Raw genomic sequence first — 19930 nt, forward strand, 5'->3', positions numbered from 1 at the left:
CCGCGGCGGTCTTCGCGACCCCCGTTCCCGATCTCCTCCCCGAAGTCGGAACGGAAACAGGAGCCTCGAAGAGACCCGCGACGGCCGCCAGGCCGGAGTGTCACGGGCCCGTGTGCGCGGAAACTATGCGTTGGCGTCGTCCTGATCCGCGCCCTCTTCTTCGAGGGCCGCGCCGTGGCACTTCTTGAATTTTTGCCCGCTGCCGCACGGGCAAGGATCGTTGCGACCGATCTTCGGCCCCGAGCGCTGGACCGGCTGAACGACGCGGGCCTGCTGCGGCCTGCGCACGGGGGCGCGGGCGGGCTGCGCGGCCGGATCGTCTTGATCGGTGCCGGGATCGATCTCGGAGCCGTGGCGCGTGATGGCGTCGCGGAGCTGCGCTTCGTGCCGCTCGTGCTCCTCGCGCGCCATTTGCTCGACGTCGGCTTCGCGGCGCACTTGGGCTTGGAACAGGTTGGTGGCGACGTTGGAGCTGATCTGCGCCATCATCGTCACGAAGATGTCGTAGCCCTCCTTCTTGTACTCCTGCTTCGGATCGCGCTGGCCGTAGCCGCGCAGGCCGATGCCGTCGCGCAGGTGCTCCATGTTCGTGAGGTGCTCGACCCACGCGCGGTCGATCTCGGTTAGGTAATAATGGCGGAATAGCTTGAGCAGCAGCTCGGTGCCGAAGTCCTTCTCCTTGGCCTCGAGCGCCGCCTGCGCCTGATCGTAGAGGCGGTGCGCGAGGTCCTCCGCGTCGTGCGCGTGCTCGTAGTCCTTCGGCTTGATCATGAAGTGATCGCGGAAGCCTTCGGCCACGTCGTCCCACTTCCAGTCTTCGGGCGGGACGTTGGAGGGGCAGCTCTCCTCGATGATGGCCGCGATGATGCCGTCCATGAGGTCGAGCAGCCGCTCGCGCTGCTCCGTCAAGCTGCGCGGGATCTCGTCGAGCAGCCGCTCGTAGACCTTCTGCGGCTTCTGCGCGTCGCTCTCGCGGTACTCGAACTTGTAGCCCCAGTAGTTGTAGATGTCTTCCTGCAGGCTCCCGAGCTCGTACAGCTCCTTGATGGCCTCGATCGACTCGGGCTTGCCGCCGCCGCCGGGCGCCGTGGAGGTGCCGTAGTGGAGCAGCATGTCGCGGATGGCGTCTTTGACGTCGTTTCGCAGGCGGTCGAGCGGCTCGATGACCCGGAGCTTGCCGGTGGGCTTGCCGTCGTCGTCCACCTTTTCGGGCGTGTAGCGGCCGATGAGCAGCTGCTGGCGGACTTTGTAGACCGTCTTGCGCTGCTCGCTCATCACGTCGTCGTACTCGAGCAGGTTCTTGCGGATGTCGAAGTTGCGGCCCTCGACCTTGGACTGCGCATCGCTGATCGACTTGCTCACCCAGGGGTGCTCGATCGGCTCGTCGTCCGGCATGCCCATGCGCTCCATGAGCGCCTTCACCCGCTCGCCGCCGAAGATGCGCATCAAATCGTCTTCGAGCGACAGATAGAAGCGGCTGGAGCCCGGATCGCCTTGGCGCCCCGCGCGCCCGCGCAGCTGATTGTCGATGCGCCGCGACTCGTGACGCTCGGTGCCGAGGATGTGCAGACCGCCGGCCGCGCGCACCTCGTCGCCTTCCTTCTTGCACGACACTTCGTACTTGGCGACCAAGGTCGCGAACTCCTCGGGCTCGGCGTCCGGATCCTTGCCGAGCTCGCGGAACTCCAGCTTCGCGAGCATCTCCGGGTTGCCGCCCAGGATGATGTCCGTGCCGCGTCCGGCCATGTTCGTGGAGACCGTGATGGCCCCTTTGCGACCGGCCTGCGCGACCACGTACGCCTCCTTCTCGTGCTGCTTGGCGTTGAGGACCGCGTGCGGGATCTTCTTCTTCTTGAGGATGGCCGCGATGGCGTTGCTCTTCTCCACGCTGGTCGTTCCGACCAAGACGGGCTGCCCGTTCTTGTAGAGCTCCTCGATCTCGCCCGCCACGGCCGTAAACTTCTCGCGCTCGGTCTTGTAGACCAGGTCCTCGCCGTCCTCGCGCAAAATGGCCTTGTTCGTGGGGATCTGGATGACGTTCAGCTTGTAGGTCGAGTGGAACTCGGAGGCCTCGGTGTCGGCCGTACCGGTCATCCCCCCGAGCTTCCTGTAGAGGCGGAACAGGTTCTGGAAGGTGATGGTCGCCATCGTGCGGGTCTCTTCCTGGATCCGCACGTTCTCCTTGGCCTCCACCGCCTGGTGCAGACCGTCCGACCAGCGACGGCCCGGGAGCACGCGCCCGGTGAACTCGTCGATGATGAGGACTTTGCCGTCGTCGGCCACCAGGTAATTCACGTCGCGCTTGTAGAGGGCGTGCGCGCGCAAGCACTGATTCAAGATGTGCAGCGACTCGAGGTTGACCGGGTCGTACAGGTTGGAGATGCCCATCAGCTTTTGCGCTTGCTCGACGCCTTCGTCGGTCAAGGTCACGCTGTGCTGCTTCTCGTCGACCAGGTAGTGCTCGTCCTTGCGCAGGCGCGGGATGACCTCGTTGATCGTGCGGTACTTCTGGCTGGAGGCCTCTTGCTGGCCGCTGATGATGAGCGGCGTGCGGGCCTCGTCGATGAGGATGGAGTCGACCTCGTCGACGATGGCGAAGTTGAGCTCGCGCTGCGCGTACTCGAGCGCGCTGAACTTCATGTTGTCGCGCAGGTAGTCGAAGCCGAACTCGTTGTTCTGGCCGTAGGTGATGTCCGCGCGGTACGCCCGCTTCTTGTCCACGTCGTTCTGCGAGTGCACGACCACGCCGGTGGTGAGGCCGAGGAATCCGTAGAGCTTCCCCATCCACTCCGAGTCGCGCTTGGCCAGGTAGTCGTTGACCGTGACGACGTGCACCCCGCGGCCTTCGAGCGCGTTGAGGTAACACGGCAAGGTGGCGACCAAGGTCTTGCCCTCGCCGGTGCGCATCTCGGCGATGTTGCCGCCGTGCAGCACCATGCCTCCGATCAACTGCACATCGAAGTGGCGCATCTTGAGGGCGCGCCAGCCGGCCTCGCGCGCGACCGCGAACGCTTCGTGCAAAATGTCGTCGAGCGTGGCTCCGTTCTCGAGCTTTTCCTTGAACTCGAAGGTTTTTGCCCTGAGCTCTGCGTCGCTCAGTTTCTTGATGGCAGGCTCGAGAGCATTAATGGCTTCCACGCGAGGCCTAAGCCGTTTGACTTCGCGCTCATGGGAGGTACCGAGGATTTTCTTGAGGGCCCACGCAAACATCGGACGCGTACCCATAATCCCGCGCGCGCGCGACTGCAAACATGGCGCCGCGTAGTTCGAGCAATCGTGACGGAAGTCGACCCTTGGATGCCATATGTGACCCTACGTTGAGGCGCTCATGAAGTTACGAGCTCATCCGCTGCCCGGGGTGGAGGTGACGCGCGTGGAGGGCGACACGCACCTTTGGATCGGCCACTCGACCCACTACGGCCTTTCGCTCGTCTACGAGGGGGCGTTCGACTTTTGGTACCGGAAGCACGTCGCGACCCACGTGCCGGGACGGCTGAAATTAAAGGAGCCCGGCGAGATCCATCGGGACGTGCGGGTGCACGCTCCGGTGACGGCGCAGAGCGTGGCGCTGTCGCCGGACTTGGTGGAGGGGGTAGCGCGGGGGCTCGGGTTGAAGGGCGTTCCGCATTTTGCGGCGGCCGTGACCCAGGGACATGGGCGGGCGGAGCGGCTTGGTTTGCGGCTGCACGCGTGCCTTGGCGCGGCGGCGCCGGATCGGCTGGAGGCGGAGTCGCTCCTGGTGGAGGCGCTCGAGGCGATTTGGGCGGACTATGGGGAGGTGGGGGTGGCGCGGGCGGCGCGGGGCGCGGATCGCGGGGGTGGTGCGGCGGCGCGGGTGCGGGAGTATTTGCACGCGCACTGGCAGGACAACGTGAGCTTGGACGAGCTCTCCGTGCGGGTCGGGCGCAACAAGTTCTCGCTGTTGCGGGAGTTTCGGGCCGAGTATGGGCTGCCGCCGTACGAATATCTGACGCACTTGCGGGTGGCGCGGGCGCGGCTTTTGTTGGGGGCGGGGAGGCGCGCGTCGGAGGTGGCTCTGGAGGTGGGGTTGTACGATCAGAGCCAGTTGCACCGGCATTTCACGCGGATCGTGGGGGTGACGCCGGGGAGGTTCGTCAAGAACGCCCAAGATCGGGCGCGGCGGCGGCGCTAGGTGGGGGGGCATGGCAAGACGTGGGTTGGCGGTTTTGACCGCAGGAATGGTTGTATGCTGCATGCAGTTGGGGTGTGGGGGGGCTGGTGGTGCCGCTCGTGTTCCCGAAAGGAGTAAGGCCGCGGTTCGGGTGACGTGGTTGGGGCACGCGGGGTTCGAGGTGGTTTCGCCGGGGGGGACGAGGTTGCTCCTCGATCCGTGGATCAAGGAGAACCCCAAGACGCCGGCCGAGTGGAAGGAGGTCGCGCGTTACGAGCGGGAGAAGCCGGTCGCCATTTTGGTCACGCACGCCCATGGGGATCATGCGCAGGATGTACCGGCCCTGGCGCAGGCGACGGGGGCGCTGGTGGTGGGCACGGGGGAGCAGCTTCGGGCGATGAAGATCCCCGAGCCGCAGCAGCACCTCATCAACGTGGGCGGACCTTCGCGGTTGGGGGACGTCACGATTTACGCGGTCCCCGCGATGCACTCGAGCGAGCCGGGCGGGCGGCCCCTCGGGTACGTGATTCGGTTTGCCGACGGGCGAACGCTTTACCACACGGGCGATACGTGGCTCTTTGGCGATATGGCGCTCATCGAGGAGCTTTACCATCCGGACATTCTTCTCCTGGAGGCCGGCGGCGCCCGTTGGGGGCTCGATCCAAAGACGGCCGCGCTCGCCGTGCGCAAATACTTTCACCCGCGGATCATCGTGCCGATGCACTACGGCACATTTCCCGGCATGTCCCCGGAGTCCGAGGTGCGCGAGGCGTTCGAGGGCGACGCGCGCGTTCGATTTCTAACGCCCGGCGCGCCGTCGCTTCTGTAGTCGTAGTAGTGCAGTAGCTTGCCGTGTCGCTCGTCCTCAATGTCCTCGATCAGTCGCCGGTGTTCGCGGGGCAATCGCCGGTGGTGGCCGTGCAGAACACGGTGCGGCTCGCGTGCGAGGCGGAGAAGCTCGGCTACCGCCGCTTTTGGGTCTCGGAGCACCATGGCAGCCGCGCGTTCGGATCGGCGTCGCCGGAGATTTTGATCGCGCGCATCGCCTCGGCCACCTCGCGCATCCGGGTGGGCGCGGGCGGCATCTTGCTCCGGCATTATCAGCCGCTCAAGGTGGCCGAGCAATTCAACTTGCTCGAGGCGATGTTCCCCGGACGCATCGATCTCGGCCTCGGCAGCACCACCGGCGCGCCGCCGCGGGTGGCGTTGGCCTTGCGCGCGAGTCGGTCATCGCCGCCGTTCGAAGCGCGCATCGACGAGCTCATAGGCTACCTCGGCCCCGGCGCGCCCGACGCGTTTCGCGCGGTGCCCGTGGTGCCGGCGGCGCCGCTCCCGTGGGTCTTGGGAACGTCGCCGGCGAGCGCGCTCTTGGCGGCCAAACGCGGGCTCCCATTTGCGGTGGGGCAATTTCTGGCGCCGCGCAACTTGGACGAAACAATCGACACGTACCATCACGCATTCGAACCTTCCAAGTGGCTCGAACGACCTCGCGTCAACCTTGCCCTTTTCGTCATTTGTGCCGATAGCGAGGAGCGAGCACTCACGCTTGGATCACCTGCGGAGGCGTGGCTTGTTCAAAGCTCGTTGCGAAAGATGAACGTTCCATTTCCAACTACCTCGGAGGCGCTCGCCACCGCGAACGCCGCCCCGGGTGCACACGACGGATACGATGAGACGGAGCTCCGCGAGATCGCCGCGCGACGGAGCGCCGTGATGGCCGGCACCGGCCGAGACATCGCCAAAGAGCTTCGGCGGCGGGTCGCCGGCGGGCGCGTGCACGAGGTGACATTGGTCACCATCGCCGAGCACTTCGAGGATCGCCTTCGCTCGTACCAGCTCGTCGCGGAGGCGTGCGGTCTCGCGGCTCCAGGCGGAGGCGCGCCATGATCGACCTCGCGACCTTGGACGACGTCCCCGCCATTTTGGCCCTGGCCAATTGGGCCGCGACGAACACCACCGCCAACTTCGCGACGGGCGAGGAGCCTCTGACCGAGTGGATCGCCAGCTGGCAGGCGACCCGCGAATACCACCCTTGGCTCGTCGCCCGCGAGAACGGCAAGGTGGTCGGCTTCGCCAAGAGCGCGCCGCACCGCGCGCGCGGCGCGTACCGGTGGATGGCGGAGGTCTCCGTCTACGTCGATCCCCAGCGCCATGAGCGAGGCCTCGGGCGCGCGCTGTACGATCGTTTGCTCCCTACGCTTCGCGCGCAAGGCTATGTCACCTTGCTGGGCGGCATCACCTCGCCGAACCCCGCGAGCGAGCGCCTGCACGCGGCCGTCGGCTTCGTGCGCTGCGGCACGTATCACCGCGCGGGCTGGAAGTTCGGCCAATGGCACGACGTCGGCTATTGGGAGCGCCACCTGCAGCGCGCCGATCTGCCGCCCCAGGATCTCCTGCCGGTGCGCGAGGTGTGGCCCGCGATTCATGCATGGTGCACCGAATCGGCCGGCCTCGCCGTCGAGCGCGTGGAGCTCGGGTCCAAGGACGCCGAGGATCTCATCGGTGGCCTCAATCGGGAGCTCGCCGCTGCCTACCCCGAGCCGGGCGCCAACCACTTTCGGCTCGAGGCCTCGGAGGTGGCCGTCTCCCGCGGTGCGTTCGTGATCGCTTACCTCGATCGCCGACCGGTCGCCTGTGGAGCCTTTCGGACCATGGATGAAACCTCCGCCGAGTTGAAACGAATGTACGTGGTGCCGCGCTGGCGTGGGCTGGGCATCTCCAAGCGTGTTCTGCGCGCCCTGGAGGAGCACGCCGCCAGCCTCCATGTGAAACGCATGGTCCTCGAGACCGGGACACGCCAGTCGGAGGCCCTCGCTTTGTACGCGCGCAATGGGTATCGCCGCATCCCCCTCTTCGGTGAGTATGTCGGCTCTCCCTGCAGCATCTGCATGGAGAAATCGCTTACCGCTTAACGCACTACCGCCTGCACGTCGTTCCAAGCCGTCCGAATGGCCATTTGCGTCCGGGCGCGGGCCGGCCCCACCCCCCTCTCGCCGCCCGCGTACCGGTCGCACATCACTCGAAAACACGAAAATTGCGCGGTGACGCCAGGGCGTGTGGGTATTTTGACCACACAGCCCTGGGCCCTCACAATTATTATGTTTCCGATTTGACATCGCGTGTCACCTCAGCAAACTTTTCGACTAAGCTGAACGTGCCATGCGCCATGGCGGAGCAGGGCGGCGTGTTTAGAGCTGTGCGGGAACCATGTCCGAGAGGAGTCAAGGGGGAGGGGCCACTGCGGGAGGCCCGATGGACGCGCGCGTGGCCGCCCCGCGCGAGCACGCCCCTGATCCACTGATTGGTCGGACCATCAATGGCCGCTATCGCATCGACGCGGTGATTGCGCGCGGCGGCATGGGAAAGGTCTATCGCGCGGAGCAAGCGCCCCTCGGCCGGGTCTGCGCGCTGAAGATCTTGAGCCCCCGATACGACGGTGAGGACGATCCGGAGTTTCGAAGGCGCTTCTTCCTCGAGGCCTCCACGGCCGCGAAGCTCTCGCACTCCAATACGGTCACCATTTTCGACTACGGCAAGGCCGAGAACGAAGAGATTTACTACATCGCCATGGAGTACATCGAGGGGCACACCCTCTCGCGGGTGCTCCGTCGCGCGGGCCCCCTGCCCGAAGATCGCGTCCGCCACATCGCCGCGCAGATCTGCCGCTCCTTGCGCGAGGCGCACGGCCTCGGGGTGGTCCATCGCGATCTCAAGCCGGGCAACATCATGCTCACCGACAAGGGCGATGAGCGCGACAGCGTCAAGGTGCTCGACTTCGGCCTGGTCAAAGACGTCACGAACAACGCCGAGGATCATACGCAAGAAGGCTTGTTCATGGGCTCCCCCAAGTACATGGCGCCCGAGCAGATCCTGGGGGAGGCGCTGTCGCCGCGCGTGGACATCTACTCCATGGGCATCTTGCTCTACGAGATGCTCACGACCAAGGTGCCCTACGACCGCGGCGAGGCCGGCATCGCCACCTTGATGGCCCACGTGAACGAGCCCTTGCCCAGCATGCACTCCGTCTTTCCGGGGCTGATCGTCTCCCCGCAGATGGAGGCGATCGTGTACCGCTGCCTCGAGAAAGATCCGGCGCGCCGCTACGGCTCGATGAACGAGCTCCTGGCCGCCATCAAGGGCGGCTCGGAGGAGGGATGGCTCGAGACCAGCGGCGCGTACCCCAAGCCGCGCGTCCCCATCTCCACCCCCGACGCGCTGGCCACGCCGTTCTCGGAGCGCTTCTCCGATCGGCGGCCGAGCGTCCCGCCCCATCGCTCCATGGGGGCCCTGGCCGGCTCCATCCCCGCCGCGCCCTCCAGCGAGACGGAGATCGTGCGGACCACCCCGGCGAAACGGCAAAAGCTGATCCTCGCCGTCCTCGGCGGCGCGGTGACCGCCGCCGCGCTCCTCACCGTGGTCTCGCACCTGCTCTCGAACAAGCCCGCGCCGCTGGCCCCGACGGCGCAGGCCCACGCGCCCACCATGGCGCCTGCGGCCAATGCAGGGAACGCGAACGCGGCGCCCGGCGCGGCGCCGGCAGAGGGCGCAAAGCCCATTATCACGGGGATCGTAAAGGAAGGCGCGGGCTCGGGGGCGCAGCGTGCGGTTCGCATCGACAGCGACCCCCCCGGCGCAACCGTGACGGAAGATGCGCAAGAACTTTGCGCCAGCACGCCTTGTGATGTGATCCTGACGGGCGAGGACGCCACGAAGGAGCATCGTCTTACCGTCGCGAAGAAAGGTTTCAAGCCGTCCAAGCCCCTCGTCGTCGACCCCCAGACGGAGAGCCTCGAGGTCAAGCTCGTTCCCACGGTGGGGGCCGCAGTCGTTCGGCCGTCTTCACCGCCGCAGCCACCCAGGAAAGCCGATTCTCCGAAGGGCGACAAGGGCGACCCTGCTCTTGGCCCGTCGGCCAAGCCCGATCCCTACAAGCCGGATCCTTACTAGTGAACGATTTCAAAATTCCAACTCGTCGATCCGCGGCTCCCCGACAGCTCGCGGACAAGGCGCTCGCTGCGAGGAAGCGCGCGGGCAAACGGCTCGCGGGCCTTTTGGCATTTCTGTCGATGGCGCTCGTCTCCGGATCGGCGCTCGCCGACGCGCGCACGGAGGCACGCCGGCATTTCAAGGCCGGAATGCAGCTGGTTCAGGGCCACCGCTACGCCGAGGGCATCGCGGAGCTGGAGAGGGCGAACGAGATCCTCCCGCACCCCAACGTGGTGTTCAACATCGCCCGCGCGCACGCGGAGGCGGGCGATCTCGAGCCGGCCATCGCCCGCTACAAAGAGTACATCGCCAGCGATCCGCCCGATCAATTGGAGGTCGAGCTGGTGCTCGCCCAGCTCGAGGATCGCCTCGCCGCCCAAAGGGTCGCGGAGACCAAGCCGGCACCGGCCCCCGTGCCCCTCCCGCCGAAGGAAGGCGAAACTCCGCGCGGGCCCCAGGAGATCAAGCCGGCCGAGGTGCAGAAGCCCAAAGCCCCGGCCCCCGGCGCCGAGAGCATCGTCGGCGAAGCGCGCACCGAAGACGTCTACGAGGAGACGGTCGTCACCGCGTCGCGCGGCAAGCAAAGCCCCCTCGACGCGCCCAACTCCACCACCATCGTCACCCGGCAAGACATTCGCCTGTCCGGCATCACGCGCATCCCCGAGCTGCTCCGCCGCGTGGCCGGGATGGACGTCATGCAGATCACGGGCGGCGACACCAACGTCTCCATGCGCGGCTTCAACAGCCGCCTCGCCAACAAGCTCCTGGTCCTCGTCAACGGGCGTTCGGTCTACAACGACATCCTCGGCTCCACCTTCTGGGAGCTGCTCTCCATCGACGTCGACCAAATCGAGCGCATCGAGATCATCCGCGGCCCGGGCTCCGCGCTCTACGGCGCCAACGCGTTCGCGGGCGTCATCAACATCATCCCCATCGCCCCCGGCGAAGGCAAATCGGGCTTTCGCGTCGGCTACGGCGATCAGCAGCAAGGCTATGGATCGGTGTGGGCGTCGGGCCGCGAGGGCGATTTCGCGTACCGCGTCTCGGCCGGGTATACGCGTTATCCCAAGTGGTCGCGCGAGGTCGAGGGCGGGCGCCGCGACTTGGTGTTCGCGCCCGCCAACGAGTTTACGGCCTCCGAGTCGCAGCGGCTGGACATTCGCACCTCGCGCCGGTGGGGCAAGGACATATCCCTCGAGATCGGCGGCGGATATGCGAACAACAAACTCGACGTTTACGGCATCGGCGCCTTCAACGAATACAACTTCGACGCGGCCAACGGCGACGTCACCGTCGATCTCAAGACGAAGCATTTCAACGCGCGCACCTATTTCACGCGCCTGGCGGGCACCGGGCAGGCCAGCCACGATTACACGAGCCACTCGCTCTACACCTCGCACCCCTCGCAGAACGTGTTCAACGCCGAGGCGGAGGTGGTGGGCGGCTTCGGGGGGACCATCTCGCACGATATCCACTTCGGGCTCGGATATCGCCTCAAGGATCTGAACTGGGATTACTTCCGGCCCGACGTGCCCGTCGAGCACCACGCGTCCGTCTTCCTCCAGGACTCGATCCGCTTCGGCAAGCAGCTCACCTTCGTGGGCTCCGGCCGCCTCGACTACGTCCCGTATTTGAAGAAGATCGTGCCCTCGCCGCGGGCCTCGTTCATCTACAAGCCCACGGAGCGCCAGGCGTTCCGGCTGGTGGGCGCGTCCGCGTTCCGCTCGCCCAGCGGCCTCGAGTCGTACATCGGGTTGCCCATCGTGCTGGTGACCCCGGGCGCGGGCCAGTACACGGGCGGCGGCCGCGAGGACGGGAGCCGCCTGCAGCCCGAGCAGATCGTCTCGGCCGAGATTGGCTATCTCAATCAGATGAACGACTCGTTCGAGTTCGACATCACCGGCTATTACGAGCGGGTCACCAATTTGATCGCGCTCCAGACCAACCGCAATGTCAGCTTGTCGGATCGCGGCGCGGGGCTCGGCGGCTACGATCCCAACCTGGGCCGCTACACGGTGGCGTACGGCGGGTTCACCAACCAGTGCGACACCCACAACGTGGCGGGCGGCGAGATCGGCGCCCGCGTTTACCCCCGGGACGGCCTCGATATCTTCGCCAACTACGCGCTCAACGTCTCCGTGCAGGACAAGCCCAGCTCCTGCCCCATCCCCGACGACGAGCGCACCAGCCGCCATAAAATCAACGCCGGCGTCCAGGTGCGCACCAAAATGGGGTTCAACGGCGAGCTGACTTGGCATTATCAATCCAAGCAAGTGTGGAACGAGCAGGTCGCCACCTTGGACGGCATCGTCTACAAGCAATTCGACGTACCCGGGTACATGCTGCTCAACGGCCGATTGGGATATCGCTTTTATCACGATAAGATCGAGGTCTCCGGCACCGTCTACAACCTCTTGGGGGACGCGCTGGGCGATCCTCTGCAGATGCACCCCTTCGGCAACCGCATCGGCCGCCGCTTCATGGCCTTTTTCACGTACACGCTATGAGCCCCCAGATGACACAGACACGCCTCGGCACCCGCAAGCTGGCCAAAGGAAGGGCTCTCGCCGTGCTCGCGGGAGCGCTCGGCTTCGGCGCGTGCGGCGATCCGGACACCTTCTTGCCCGGCTTTCAAAGCGGCCAGCCGCAGGGCGCGCTCGAGGGCACGGTGACGTACTCGGGCCAGCTGCCGTGCACGGAGCAAGGGCACGTCCTCGGCGCGGGGATCCTCCTCGCGCTCGACGTGCGCCAGCTGCCGCCGCCCGACGGCTTCGGGACGTCGGCCGCGAGCTTCACGACCGTGCCCGGCGACAGGCTCTTCGACAGCGTTCGCGCGCAGCTCCAGTTCAACGCGGACGGCTCGCGCTGGTGCCCCGATCCGGGCAGCTCGGTGACCGTGAGCTCGACGTGGGCGGTGGGCCCGCTCGCGCCAGGCGGCTACCAAGTGCGCGGCTTCTACGACCGCGACGGCAACTTCGATCCGGTCCTTTCCATCTTCAAGCTCCCGACCCGCGGCGACGTCGCAGGCGGCGCCATCGAGAACCCCGCCGAGGTCCTGGCCGGCAAGAGGCCGCGCTATCGGTTCTTGCCGCTCGGCTACGAGGCCTCGCCCGGCGTGTGGAAGGTGGGGCCCGAGGGCGCGAAGATCGGCGAGATCGCCGTGACCTTCGCGCTGCCGATGCCGACGCATCGGCCGATGTTCTACTCGAAGGAGATCGTCAACAAGACACCGGTCCCCAACCCCGATCCGCTCCGCGTGGTCTTGCCGGCCGACTTCCAGCTGGCCAAGGCCAATCCGATGGACCCGGTGGCGCTCGAGGAGTCGTTCATCCGCCTGCGGCTGGGCGCGGGGGTGGCCCCGCCCGAGGTGGACCTTGCCGCGAACCGTCCATTTTTTCTTCCGGTCCGCGACAATCCCTTTTTCCTCTATGCGCGGGAGGACGCCAACGGCGATGGCGTCATCGACGCGAAGGACCACGTGCCCGACTCGGCGTTCGTGCCCTCGCTCTACCCGATGGTCCTGTTCGCGAGGCTGCCCAAGACGCCCTCGCGCGCGGTCACCGGTCCCGCGGTGGTCCTCCAGGGATTGACGATTTACAAAGATCTGAACACCACCGTCCGCGCACCGGTCAATCTGAATGATCCGCAGCCCGAGGCCCTCGTCGCCCTGCGGCCCTCGACCCTCTGCCTCGATCCGCTCGACGTGGCCAAGCCGGGGGTGCTCGTCGTATCGCAGCGCACGGACAAAGAGGGCAATCCCATCATCGCGGATGAAAACGCGCTGAAGGAGGGGCTCCGCGCGAAGTTCCGGAGGCCGATCGATCTCGTTTACGGGTGCCTCCCCACCGGCGCTTATGCGATGAACGTGGTGGCCCCCACCGGCCAAGCGTGGACGGTGCCCAACGAAGCGGGGCTCTGCGCGCCCTCGGAGGCCCCCTCGGCCGGCATGTGCGGATCGCGCCCGCAGCTGGGATCGCAGACCGCGGTGCTCACCATCGTCCCCGGCGATCCGGGCTATTGCGCGGATCATCCGACGCCTCCCGCCTGCGGACCGTAAGGGCGGTCGCGCGCAGAGCCGCGCCAGGTCGCCGCGGTCACGCGGCCAGTCGGCGACCTCGAGTAGCCCGGTGTCGATGGCGCGCATCGCGTGCGATGCCGAGTTGCCGTCGTACGCGCGCGAATCGGTTCCGCCAGGGCGGCAAACGTCGATGAATACGAGAACGATTGTGCGCCACGCATGGCGCGCGCGGCATGGTCACGCCAGCTCATGCAAACAATGAACGTCGCGTCGCCGTCACCGGCTGGTCATGAGTGACCGCAATGCAAACTTCTGGCGCAACGCGTGAATTGAAAATTGAATTTACAATAACGAATTGTGCGTATATTAGCTCCCATTTGTAAATCGAGACGAATTTAAAATTCGTACGCTCTTCGTGTTTTGAAGCGTGGCTGCAAACGTCGTTTTCGACGTAGGATCCGCGGTAAGTCCAAGCGTGCATTTCGCATTTCGCAACGGCCAGTTGCCGCAGTTGCCTCGGTATTCGCGCCTTGGTCGTGCTCGCCGTCGCGATTTTGCTGATAACCATTCGCAAAAGGATTGGAGGGAATTCCCATGCCGAACGTAATTTCCGCGATGGGCGCAGGTCTGTCGCTTTTAGCTATGCTGTGGCCGGGCGACGCGGTGGCAGCGTCCGACGACTCGGTCCCGCCGCCCGACGACAAGATCACGATCAGCGTGGTGACGGTGAACGGCTCCGGCTGCCCCAAGGGCACGGCGGACGTCGACGTCTCGCCCGACAAGACGACATTCTCCATCGCGTACGACGACTTCACCGCGCAGGCCGGCGGCGGCTCGGACCCGACGGACATGCGGAAGAACTGCCAGGTGAACCTTCACGTGCACATCCCGCAGGGGTTCACGTATGCGATCGCGCGCGCCGACTACGTGGGCTTCGCGCGCCTCGCGCCCGGCGCCAGGGCGCTCCAGCGCGCGAGCTACTATTTCACGGGCACCTCCCCCACGCCCCATCGCGACCACACCTTCGCCGGCCCCTTTCACGACGACTGGCACACCACCGACATCACCGACGTGGCCGCGTTGGTCTACAAGCCCTGCGGCGAAGACCGCAATCTCAATATCAATGCGGAGTTGCGGGTGAACGCGGGATCGTCCGATCCGCGCGCCACGAGCTTCATCAGCATGGACGCGTCGGGCGGGAGGATCCGCACCACGTACCACTTCTCATGGAAGAAGTGCACGTAGTCCTTCGGACCGAAAGCTCGTGAGGGAATGATCGAAGGGGATCACAGGAAGGCTCGACGCGGTCTTCCTGTGCGTCTCATCCAATCAGGACGGCGCGGGCGAGCCTATTGCCACATGGCAACGACGAGAGCATCTTGGTGCTCGTGCAAACCGCCATCCCTTCGCGCACATGGGCCTTCCTCGCATCGGCCGCGCTGACCGGCACCATTGGGTGTGCGGTGCACAGCGACCCAATCGCATCGAACGAATCCGCGCCGGGCGGAGAGCCGCTGCAAACGCTTCAAACCTCGCAAAGGTCGGATGTCGAGGCGGTGCGCGCCGTGCAGCGTGTGCGTTTCGATGTGCCCGGGCAATATTTGATCGTGGAAGTGCTGGATGACGATTTGGTGCACTTCGAATTGTCCGCCAAGGGGGCGGGGCCGGGCGCGGGCGCGCCGTTGTTCACGTCGCCGATGGTGGCCAAGACCGACTATGCGGGCCCCACGAGCTTCGTACGCGAAGGAAATACGCTGCGAACACCGGAGCTCGAGGTCGCGGTCGACGCGGCAACCCTCTGCACCACGGTGACCGATCGGCTGCGCGGCGCGCGGTTGAACACCATCTGTCCGCGAAATCTCGCGCAGGATTGGAAAGGTCTCACCCTCACGCCGGGGGAGACGCAAAACGCATATGGCCTCGGGCAGGAGTTCGTCGACGGCAGCACGGCCGACGGCGACTGGGTGGGTCGCGTGCGCTCTCCGGGCGGCAACGATGGCAACGCCATGACCCCATTTGCCAATGGCGCCAATGGCAACACCCAGATCCCCGTGTTGTACGCGCTGGGCGCACCTTCGCACCAATACGCGCTCTTTCTGGACCAGGTTTACAAGCAGCGCTGGGACTTTCAAGGCAGCCCCTGGGTGGCTGAAATGTGGGGCGATCAAATTCGCTGGTACGTGATGACCGGCGCCGATTTGCCCGACTTGCGGCGCGACTACATGGAGCTGGTCGGCCGCCCGCTGGTCCCGCCGAAGAAGGCATTTGGCCTGTGGGTCTCGGAGTATGGCTATGAGAACTGGGCGGAGCTCGAGAGCAAGCTCACGAGCTTGCGCGCCAAGGCCTTCCCCGTCGACGGCTTCGTGCTCGATCTATTCTGGTTCGGGGGCGTCACGAGCAATTCGGATAACAGCCGCATGGGCTCCCTCACCTGGGACGAAGCGCGCTTTCCCAACCCGGCCGCCAAGATCGCCGCGCTCCGCACGCAACAAGGCGTGGGCATCATCCCCATCGAAGAATCGTACATAAGCCGCGGGCTCCCGGAGCACGCGGATTTGCAGGGTAGGGGATACTTGGCGCGCGATTGTGCGACGTGTGGGCCGACCTACATTTCCAGCAATCCATGGTGGGGCAAGGGCGGGATGCTCGATTGGACCAACGATGCCGCCGCCGACTATTGGCACGAGACCAAGCGGCAACCGCTCATCGACACGGGCATCGTGGGGCATTGGACGGATCTGGGCGAGCCCGAGATGTACAATGCGAACGCGTGGTACCAGGGCATCCCGGGCATCGGGCACGCCCACGCCGACGTGCACAACATTTACAACTTCAAGTGGCTCGAGAGCATCGCGCGCGGGTACGAGCGGCATGGCGCGCGGCGGCCGTTCATGATGTCGCGCTCGGGTGCCGCGGGCATTCAGCGTTTTGGGTCGGCCATGTGGTCGGGAGACATCGGGACCAGCTACCCGAGCCTCATCGCCCATTTGAATGCACAAATGCACATGGCCATGTCGGGCATCGACTATTTCGGGGCCGATATCGGCGGTTTCCACCGCGGTGGGTTCAGCGGCAACCTGAACGAGCTCTTCACCCAATGGTTCGCCGACGGCATGCTGCTCGACGTGCCAGGCCGCACGCACACCGAGAACCTGTGCAACTGCAAGGAGACCGCCCCCGATCGCATCGGCGATGTGCCGTCCAACCTGGACAACGTGCGAATGCGCTACGAGCTCTCGCCCTTCCTCTATTCGCTGGCCCACCTCGCCTACCGCTTTGGCGATCCCGTGTTTCCGCCGCTCGTGTACGCGTTTCCAAACGATGCGAACGTGCGCGAGATGGGGCATGAAAAGCTCATCGGAACCAGCTTGCTCCTCGGCATCGTGGCCGGCGCCGGCGAGACGCAGCGCGATGTGTACCTGCCCGCGGGCACCTGGGTCGACTACTACACCAACGCCTGGATCACGAGCCAGGGCGAGTGGGCGCGCAACATCCCCGAATATCGGTCCGGTCGGTTCAAGCTGCCGCTGTTTGCGCGCGCGGGCGCCATCGTGCCCAAGATGTTCGTGGATGAAAAGACGATGAACATCCTCGGTATGCGCACCGACGGCACGCGAAGGGACGAGCTCGTGGTGCGCGTTTACCCCTCTGCGCAAGGGAGCAGCTTCACCCTTTACGAGGACGACGGCGAGACCACCGCCTACCGCACCGGCAAGGTTCGCACGACGTTGCTGTCGCAAAAGCAGGAGGATCGTCGCTTGACGGTGACCATTGCGGCCGCCGCTGGAACGTACACGGGCGCGCTTGCCTCGCGTGCCAATGTCGTGGAGCTGGTGCTTCCAAACGCGGAGCCCACGGGCGTAACCCTCAACGGCGTCGCTTTGACGCGCTACGCGACCAAGAGCGCGTTCGATGCGGCGGCGAGCGGGTGGTTCAAGGCGGGGACGAACCTGGTCTTGGCCAAATCGCAGAGCCTCTCGGTCACCGGCGCGAAGACGTTCGTCGTTACCGCGGGGCCGTGAGTCTTGGCGCCGTCCGCGCATACACGTTTCGCGCGTGCGCGTGCACGTCACACCAAGGAGGTACGTCGCGCGAGGCTCCCGACCTACGCCATCGCGCGACGCACCGCATCCAGTCGTTTGGCCGGATTTGCCCGTTACGGTATTTCGATGGCTACCGCATTGTAGGGCGTGGTTGGCGTGGGGGGCGTGTTGAAGCGCGCGTTGGGCAGGTAAAGCCGATCGCGGAAGACGGCGATTGTTGTTGGTACATCGAAGCGCGGATCGGTTACACGACGAATCAGCTTGCCCTTGCTCCCGTCCCGCTCCAGATCGATTTCGGCGACCTGGTTCAATCGATTTTGCACCACGAACAAGGCGTGCCCGATGCGCAGGAGACCATCTCCGCCGGGGACCGATTCGCCGCCGAGGTCGACGGCCCGGGTGGCGCCGGTGTTTGGATTCACCTGAAAGAGCTTTCCGGTGTTCGACTGCACCAGGACCAGCGAGCGCCGATCCGGCGAGGTGACGATACCATTGGCGTTGGTACCGGTCGTAAATACGATTTCTCCGCTGAGTGGCAAGCGTACCACTTTGTCGGGCGCGGGCAGCTCGCCGCCCCGGCCGAGCGGCAGCTTGTAAAGCACGGGGACACGCGAATCGGTAAACCAAGCCGCGTCATGTGTAAGTACGACATCGTTGATGAACGACTCGCCGGTAGCAAACGTATAGCTGGCGAGCACATTCCCCGAGCGGGCATCGATGACGCGCGCATTTCCCGCCACGCCGCCCGCCACGAACAGGCGATGGCGATCGTCCACCTTGAGACCCACCGATGGGGTTCCCGGTCCTTTGCTTATGATTTTACCTTCGCCATTTCGTAAATTGGCTTGGTAGATGGATCCATCGGCGAGCGAGCCAAAATAAGCAACGGGCGATAAGCCAATCGCGATCCCTTCCGGTCGGAAACCATTTGGAAGTGCGATGGTCGTGGGGAATCGCTCGTCTGGCTCGGCGTGTGCCACTCCGGGGCCGAGGACGGTGCCGAGAGGTGCAGACTCGGTGAGCGCTGGAGACAGCGGATATACCTGAGACAGCAGTGCGATGCTGAAGGCCGCGAGGAATTTGCAACGCATGTTCAACCTCCGAAGGGTTAGAGCGGCTCATGAACGGAACCGCTGCGTCGATTTTCGCGCGCGCAGTATCCTCGGCCCTCGGCTCGCTGTCCACCGTTGGAATCAACGAGGCGAAACACTCGAACGAATCTCCGCCAGGGCTCCAGGGGCGCACCCCGCGACCGAAAAACAACCGCGCCGGCTCCCCGAGCGGAACGCTCGAACGAAAATCAACCGCCAGGGGCTCGAGGGCGGACCACGCGACCGAAAAACAACCGCGCCGGCTCCACGGGCGGAACGCTCGAACGAAAATCAACCGCCAGGGCCCCAGGGTAGCCAGGGGTGGAAGGGGTTTTGGTTTCTGCCTCTGGCGGCCCTGGTGCCCTGGCGGTTGTTTTTGTCTTCGTTAAGGCTTTGGAATGGCGATGGCGTTGTATGTGGTGGTCGGCGTCGGTGTCGTGTTGAAGCGGGCGTTGGGCGCGTAGAGACGATCGCGGAATGCGGCCAGGGTGGTCGGTACATCGAAGCGGGGATCGCTCACGCGCGTGATCAACCGGCCTTGTGTGCCGGCCGAGTCCAGCTCGATTTTGGCGATTTGGTTCAATCGATTTTGTGCCACGTACAAAATATTTCCGTCGCGCAAGATGCCGTCGCCGCGGGGCACGGATTCGCCGCCCGCGAGGGTGATCGTTCGGGTGACCCCGGTGGTGGGGTTGACCTGAAACAGCTTTCCCGTGTTCCACTGCACGATGATGAGCGAACGCTCGTCGGGCGACGTGGCGATGCCGTTGGCGTTGGTGGTGCCGCTGCTGAAGACGATGTCGCCTTTGAGCGGGAGCCGGACCACGTCATCCACCTCGGCGAGCTCGCCGCGTGCGCCCAACGGCACTTTGTAGAGGGTCGGGACCGTGGAGTCGGTGAACCAAGCCCCGTCTTGTGCGAGTACGACATCGTTGACGAACGAGCTGCCGGTGGCCAGTGGGTAATTGGCGATCACATTTCCCGAGCGTGTATCGATGACACGCGCGCTGCCCGACCCGCCGCCCGCCACGAACAGGCGATTCCGGGAATCCACTTTGAGGCCGATGGCCGCGCTCCCCGTTCCACGGTTCAAGAGGCTGCCCTGGCCGGTCTTCAAGTCGGCGCGGTAAATGGCGCCGTTGGCCATCGATCCGAAATAGGCGTATCCCGCGGCGTCGATGGCGATCCCTTCGGGGCGAAATCCTCGGGGGAGCGCGAAGGTGTCGGGATAATCGACGTTGGGCTCGGCGTATGCCACGGAAGATGTGGGCGCAAGGATCGTGGGTGCAGCGAGGGACAGCAGGGCGATGGCGAAGCTCGCGAAGAATTTGCAACGCATGTTCGACCTCCGAAGGTTTCGAGCGGCTCATGTGCGAGCTGCCGCTGCGTCGATTTTCGGGCGCAGTATTGTCAGCGTGGAGCAATCTGTCCAGTCGCCGTGGTGTTATTACCAAATGAGCGCTGGCGCCGTGCGAGCCATAAGTCATTTGTAATGCGATATCTCGATATCGGAATCGCCGCGGCCCTCCCCGGTGCCCGCCGCGTACTCCGCGCACGATGTCGGCCATGGCAATTGCCCGTTGCGCCCCTCGCCGCGAACACCTCATCCACGCGCTGCCGGCAACGTGCCCCCAGGCGGCGTCATCCCACGGACCGCGGA

General features: G+C 65.3%; 12 protein-coding genes. 9 read left to right on the forward strand and 3 right to left on the reverse strand.

The features are described 5' to 3' along the window. Positions 1 to 123 precede the first annotated feature (123 nt). Positions 124 to 3210 (reverse strand): preprotein translocase subunit SecA, encoded by a 3087-nt coding sequence (secA, locus tag LZC94_44930; protein ID WXB14953.1) that lies wholly within the window; start codon positions 3208 to 3210, stop codon positions 124 to 126. Positions 3211 to 3328: 118 nt separating this feature from the next. On the opposite strand from secA, the gene LZC94_44935 reads away from it, so the two are divergent. The 9 genes from LZC94_44935 to LZC94_44975 all read left to right on the forward strand — a co-directional run bounded on the left by LZC94_44935 (position 3329) and on the right by LZC94_44975 (position 17158). Further along, entirely contained in the window at positions 3329 to 4153 is an 825-nt protein-coding gene (locus LZC94_44935) for an AraC family transcriptional regulator (protein ID WXB14954.1), read from the forward strand. A 130-nt stretch (positions 4154 to 4283) separates the two neighbouring features. Then, on the forward strand, positions 4284 to 4961 hold the full coding sequence (locus LZC94_44940) for a metal-dependent hydrolase (protein WXB14955.1): 678 nt from the start codon (positions 4284 to 4286) through the stop codon (positions 4959 to 4961). 23 nt (positions 4962 to 4984) lie between these two features. After that, on the forward strand, positions 4985 to 6019 hold the full coding sequence (locus tag LZC94_44945; protein ID WXB14956.1) for an LLM class flavin-dependent oxidoreductase: 1035 nt from the start codon (positions 4985 to 4987) through the stop codon (positions 6017 to 6019). Further along, complete coding sequence (locus tag LZC94_44950; protein ID WXB14957.1) at positions 6016 to 7044, forward strand: GNAT family N-acetyltransferase; 1029 nt, start codon at positions 6016 to 6018, stop codon at positions 7042 to 7044. The genes LZC94_44945 and LZC94_44950 overlap by 4 nt, the downstream gene beginning before the upstream one ends. Positions 7045 to 7339: 295 nt before the next feature. Next, a complete protein-coding gene (locus LZC94_44955; GenBank protein ID WXB14958.1) occupies positions 7340 to 9079 on the forward strand; it encodes a protein kinase in 1740 nt (579 codons plus the stop codon). Beyond that, complete coding sequence (locus LZC94_44960; GenBank protein ID WXB14959.1) at positions 9079 to 11625, forward strand: porin family protein; 2547 nt, start codon at positions 9079 to 9081, stop codon at positions 11623 to 11625. The genes LZC94_44955 and LZC94_44960 overlap by 1 nt, the downstream gene beginning before the upstream one ends. Positions 11626 to 11633: 8 nt before the next feature. After that, the gene (locus tag LZC94_44965) at positions 11634 to 13175 is read left to right on the forward strand and encodes a hypothetical protein (GenBank protein ID WXB14960.1); all 1542 of its coding nucleotides are present in this window, start codon (positions 11634 to 11636) and stop codon (positions 13173 to 13175) included. Positions 13176 to 13730: 555 nt separating this feature from the next. Beyond that, positions 13731 to 14381, forward strand: a complete 651-nt coding sequence (locus LZC94_44970; GenBank protein WXB14961.1) for a DUF4360 domain-containing protein — start codon at positions 13731 to 13733, stop codon at positions 14379 to 14381. A 137-nt stretch (positions 14382 to 14518) separates the two neighbouring features. Beyond that, entirely contained in the window at positions 14519 to 17158 is a 2640-nt protein-coding gene (locus LZC94_44975; GenBank protein ID WXB20324.1) for a DUF5110 domain-containing protein, read from the forward strand. Positions 17159 to 17292: 134 nt separating this feature from the next. Here the strand turns inward: LZC94_44975 and LZC94_44980 are convergent, their stop codons facing one another. Together LZC94_44980 and LZC94_44985 are read right to left on the reverse strand one after the other, a co-directional pair. Continuing rightward, positions 17293 to 18270 (reverse strand): hypothetical protein, encoded by a 978-nt coding sequence (locus LZC94_44980; GenBank protein WXB14962.1) that lies wholly within the window; start codon positions 18268 to 18270, stop codon positions 17293 to 17295. Positions 18271 to 18655: 385 nt separating this feature from the next. Next, positions 18656 to 19609 (reverse strand): SMP-30/gluconolactonase/LRE family protein, encoded by a 954-nt coding sequence (locus LZC94_44985; protein WXB14963.1) that lies wholly within the window; start codon positions 19607 to 19609, stop codon positions 18656 to 18658. Positions 19610 to 19930 lie beyond the last annotated feature (321 nt).

The organism is Sorangiineae bacterium MSr11954, assembly GCA_037157815.1.
GTDB lineage: Bacteria > Myxococcota_A > Polyangia > Polyangiales > Polyangiaceae > Pendulispora > Pendulispora albinea.

Bases quoted from the DNA above. Each gene is read 5' to 3' on its own strand.
- LZC94_44955 (WXB14958.1), top strand. From the start codon at position 7,340: ATGTCCGAGAGGAGTCAAGGGGGAGGGGCCACTGCGGGAGGCCCGATG.
- secA (WXB14953.1), bottom strand. From the start codon at position 3,210: ATGTTTGCGTGGGCCCTCAAGAAAATCCTCGGTACCTCCCATGAGCGC.
- LZC94_44950 (WXB14957.1), top strand. From the start codon at position 6,016: ATGATCGACCTCGCGACCTTGGACGACGTCCCCGCCATTTTGGCCCTG.
- LZC94_44980 (WXB14962.1), bottom strand. From the start codon at position 18,270: ATGCGTTGCAAATTCCTCGCGGCCTTCAGCATCGCACTGCTGTCTCAG.
- LZC94_44970 (WXB14961.1), top strand. From the start codon at position 13,731: ATGCCGAACGTAATTTCCGCGATGGGCGCAGGTCTGTCGCTTTTAGCT.
- LZC94_44965 (WXB14960.1), top strand. From the start codon at position 11,634: ATGACACAGACACGCCTCGGCACCCGCAAGCTGGCCAAAGGAAGGGCT.
- LZC94_44985 (WXB14963.1), bottom strand. From the start codon at position 19,609: ATGCGTTGCAAATTCTTCGCGAGCTTCGCCATCGCCCTGCTGTCCCTC.
- LZC94_44935 (WXB14954.1), top strand. From the start codon at position 3,329: ATGAAGTTACGAGCTCATCCGCTGCCCGGGGTGGAGGTGACGCGCGTG.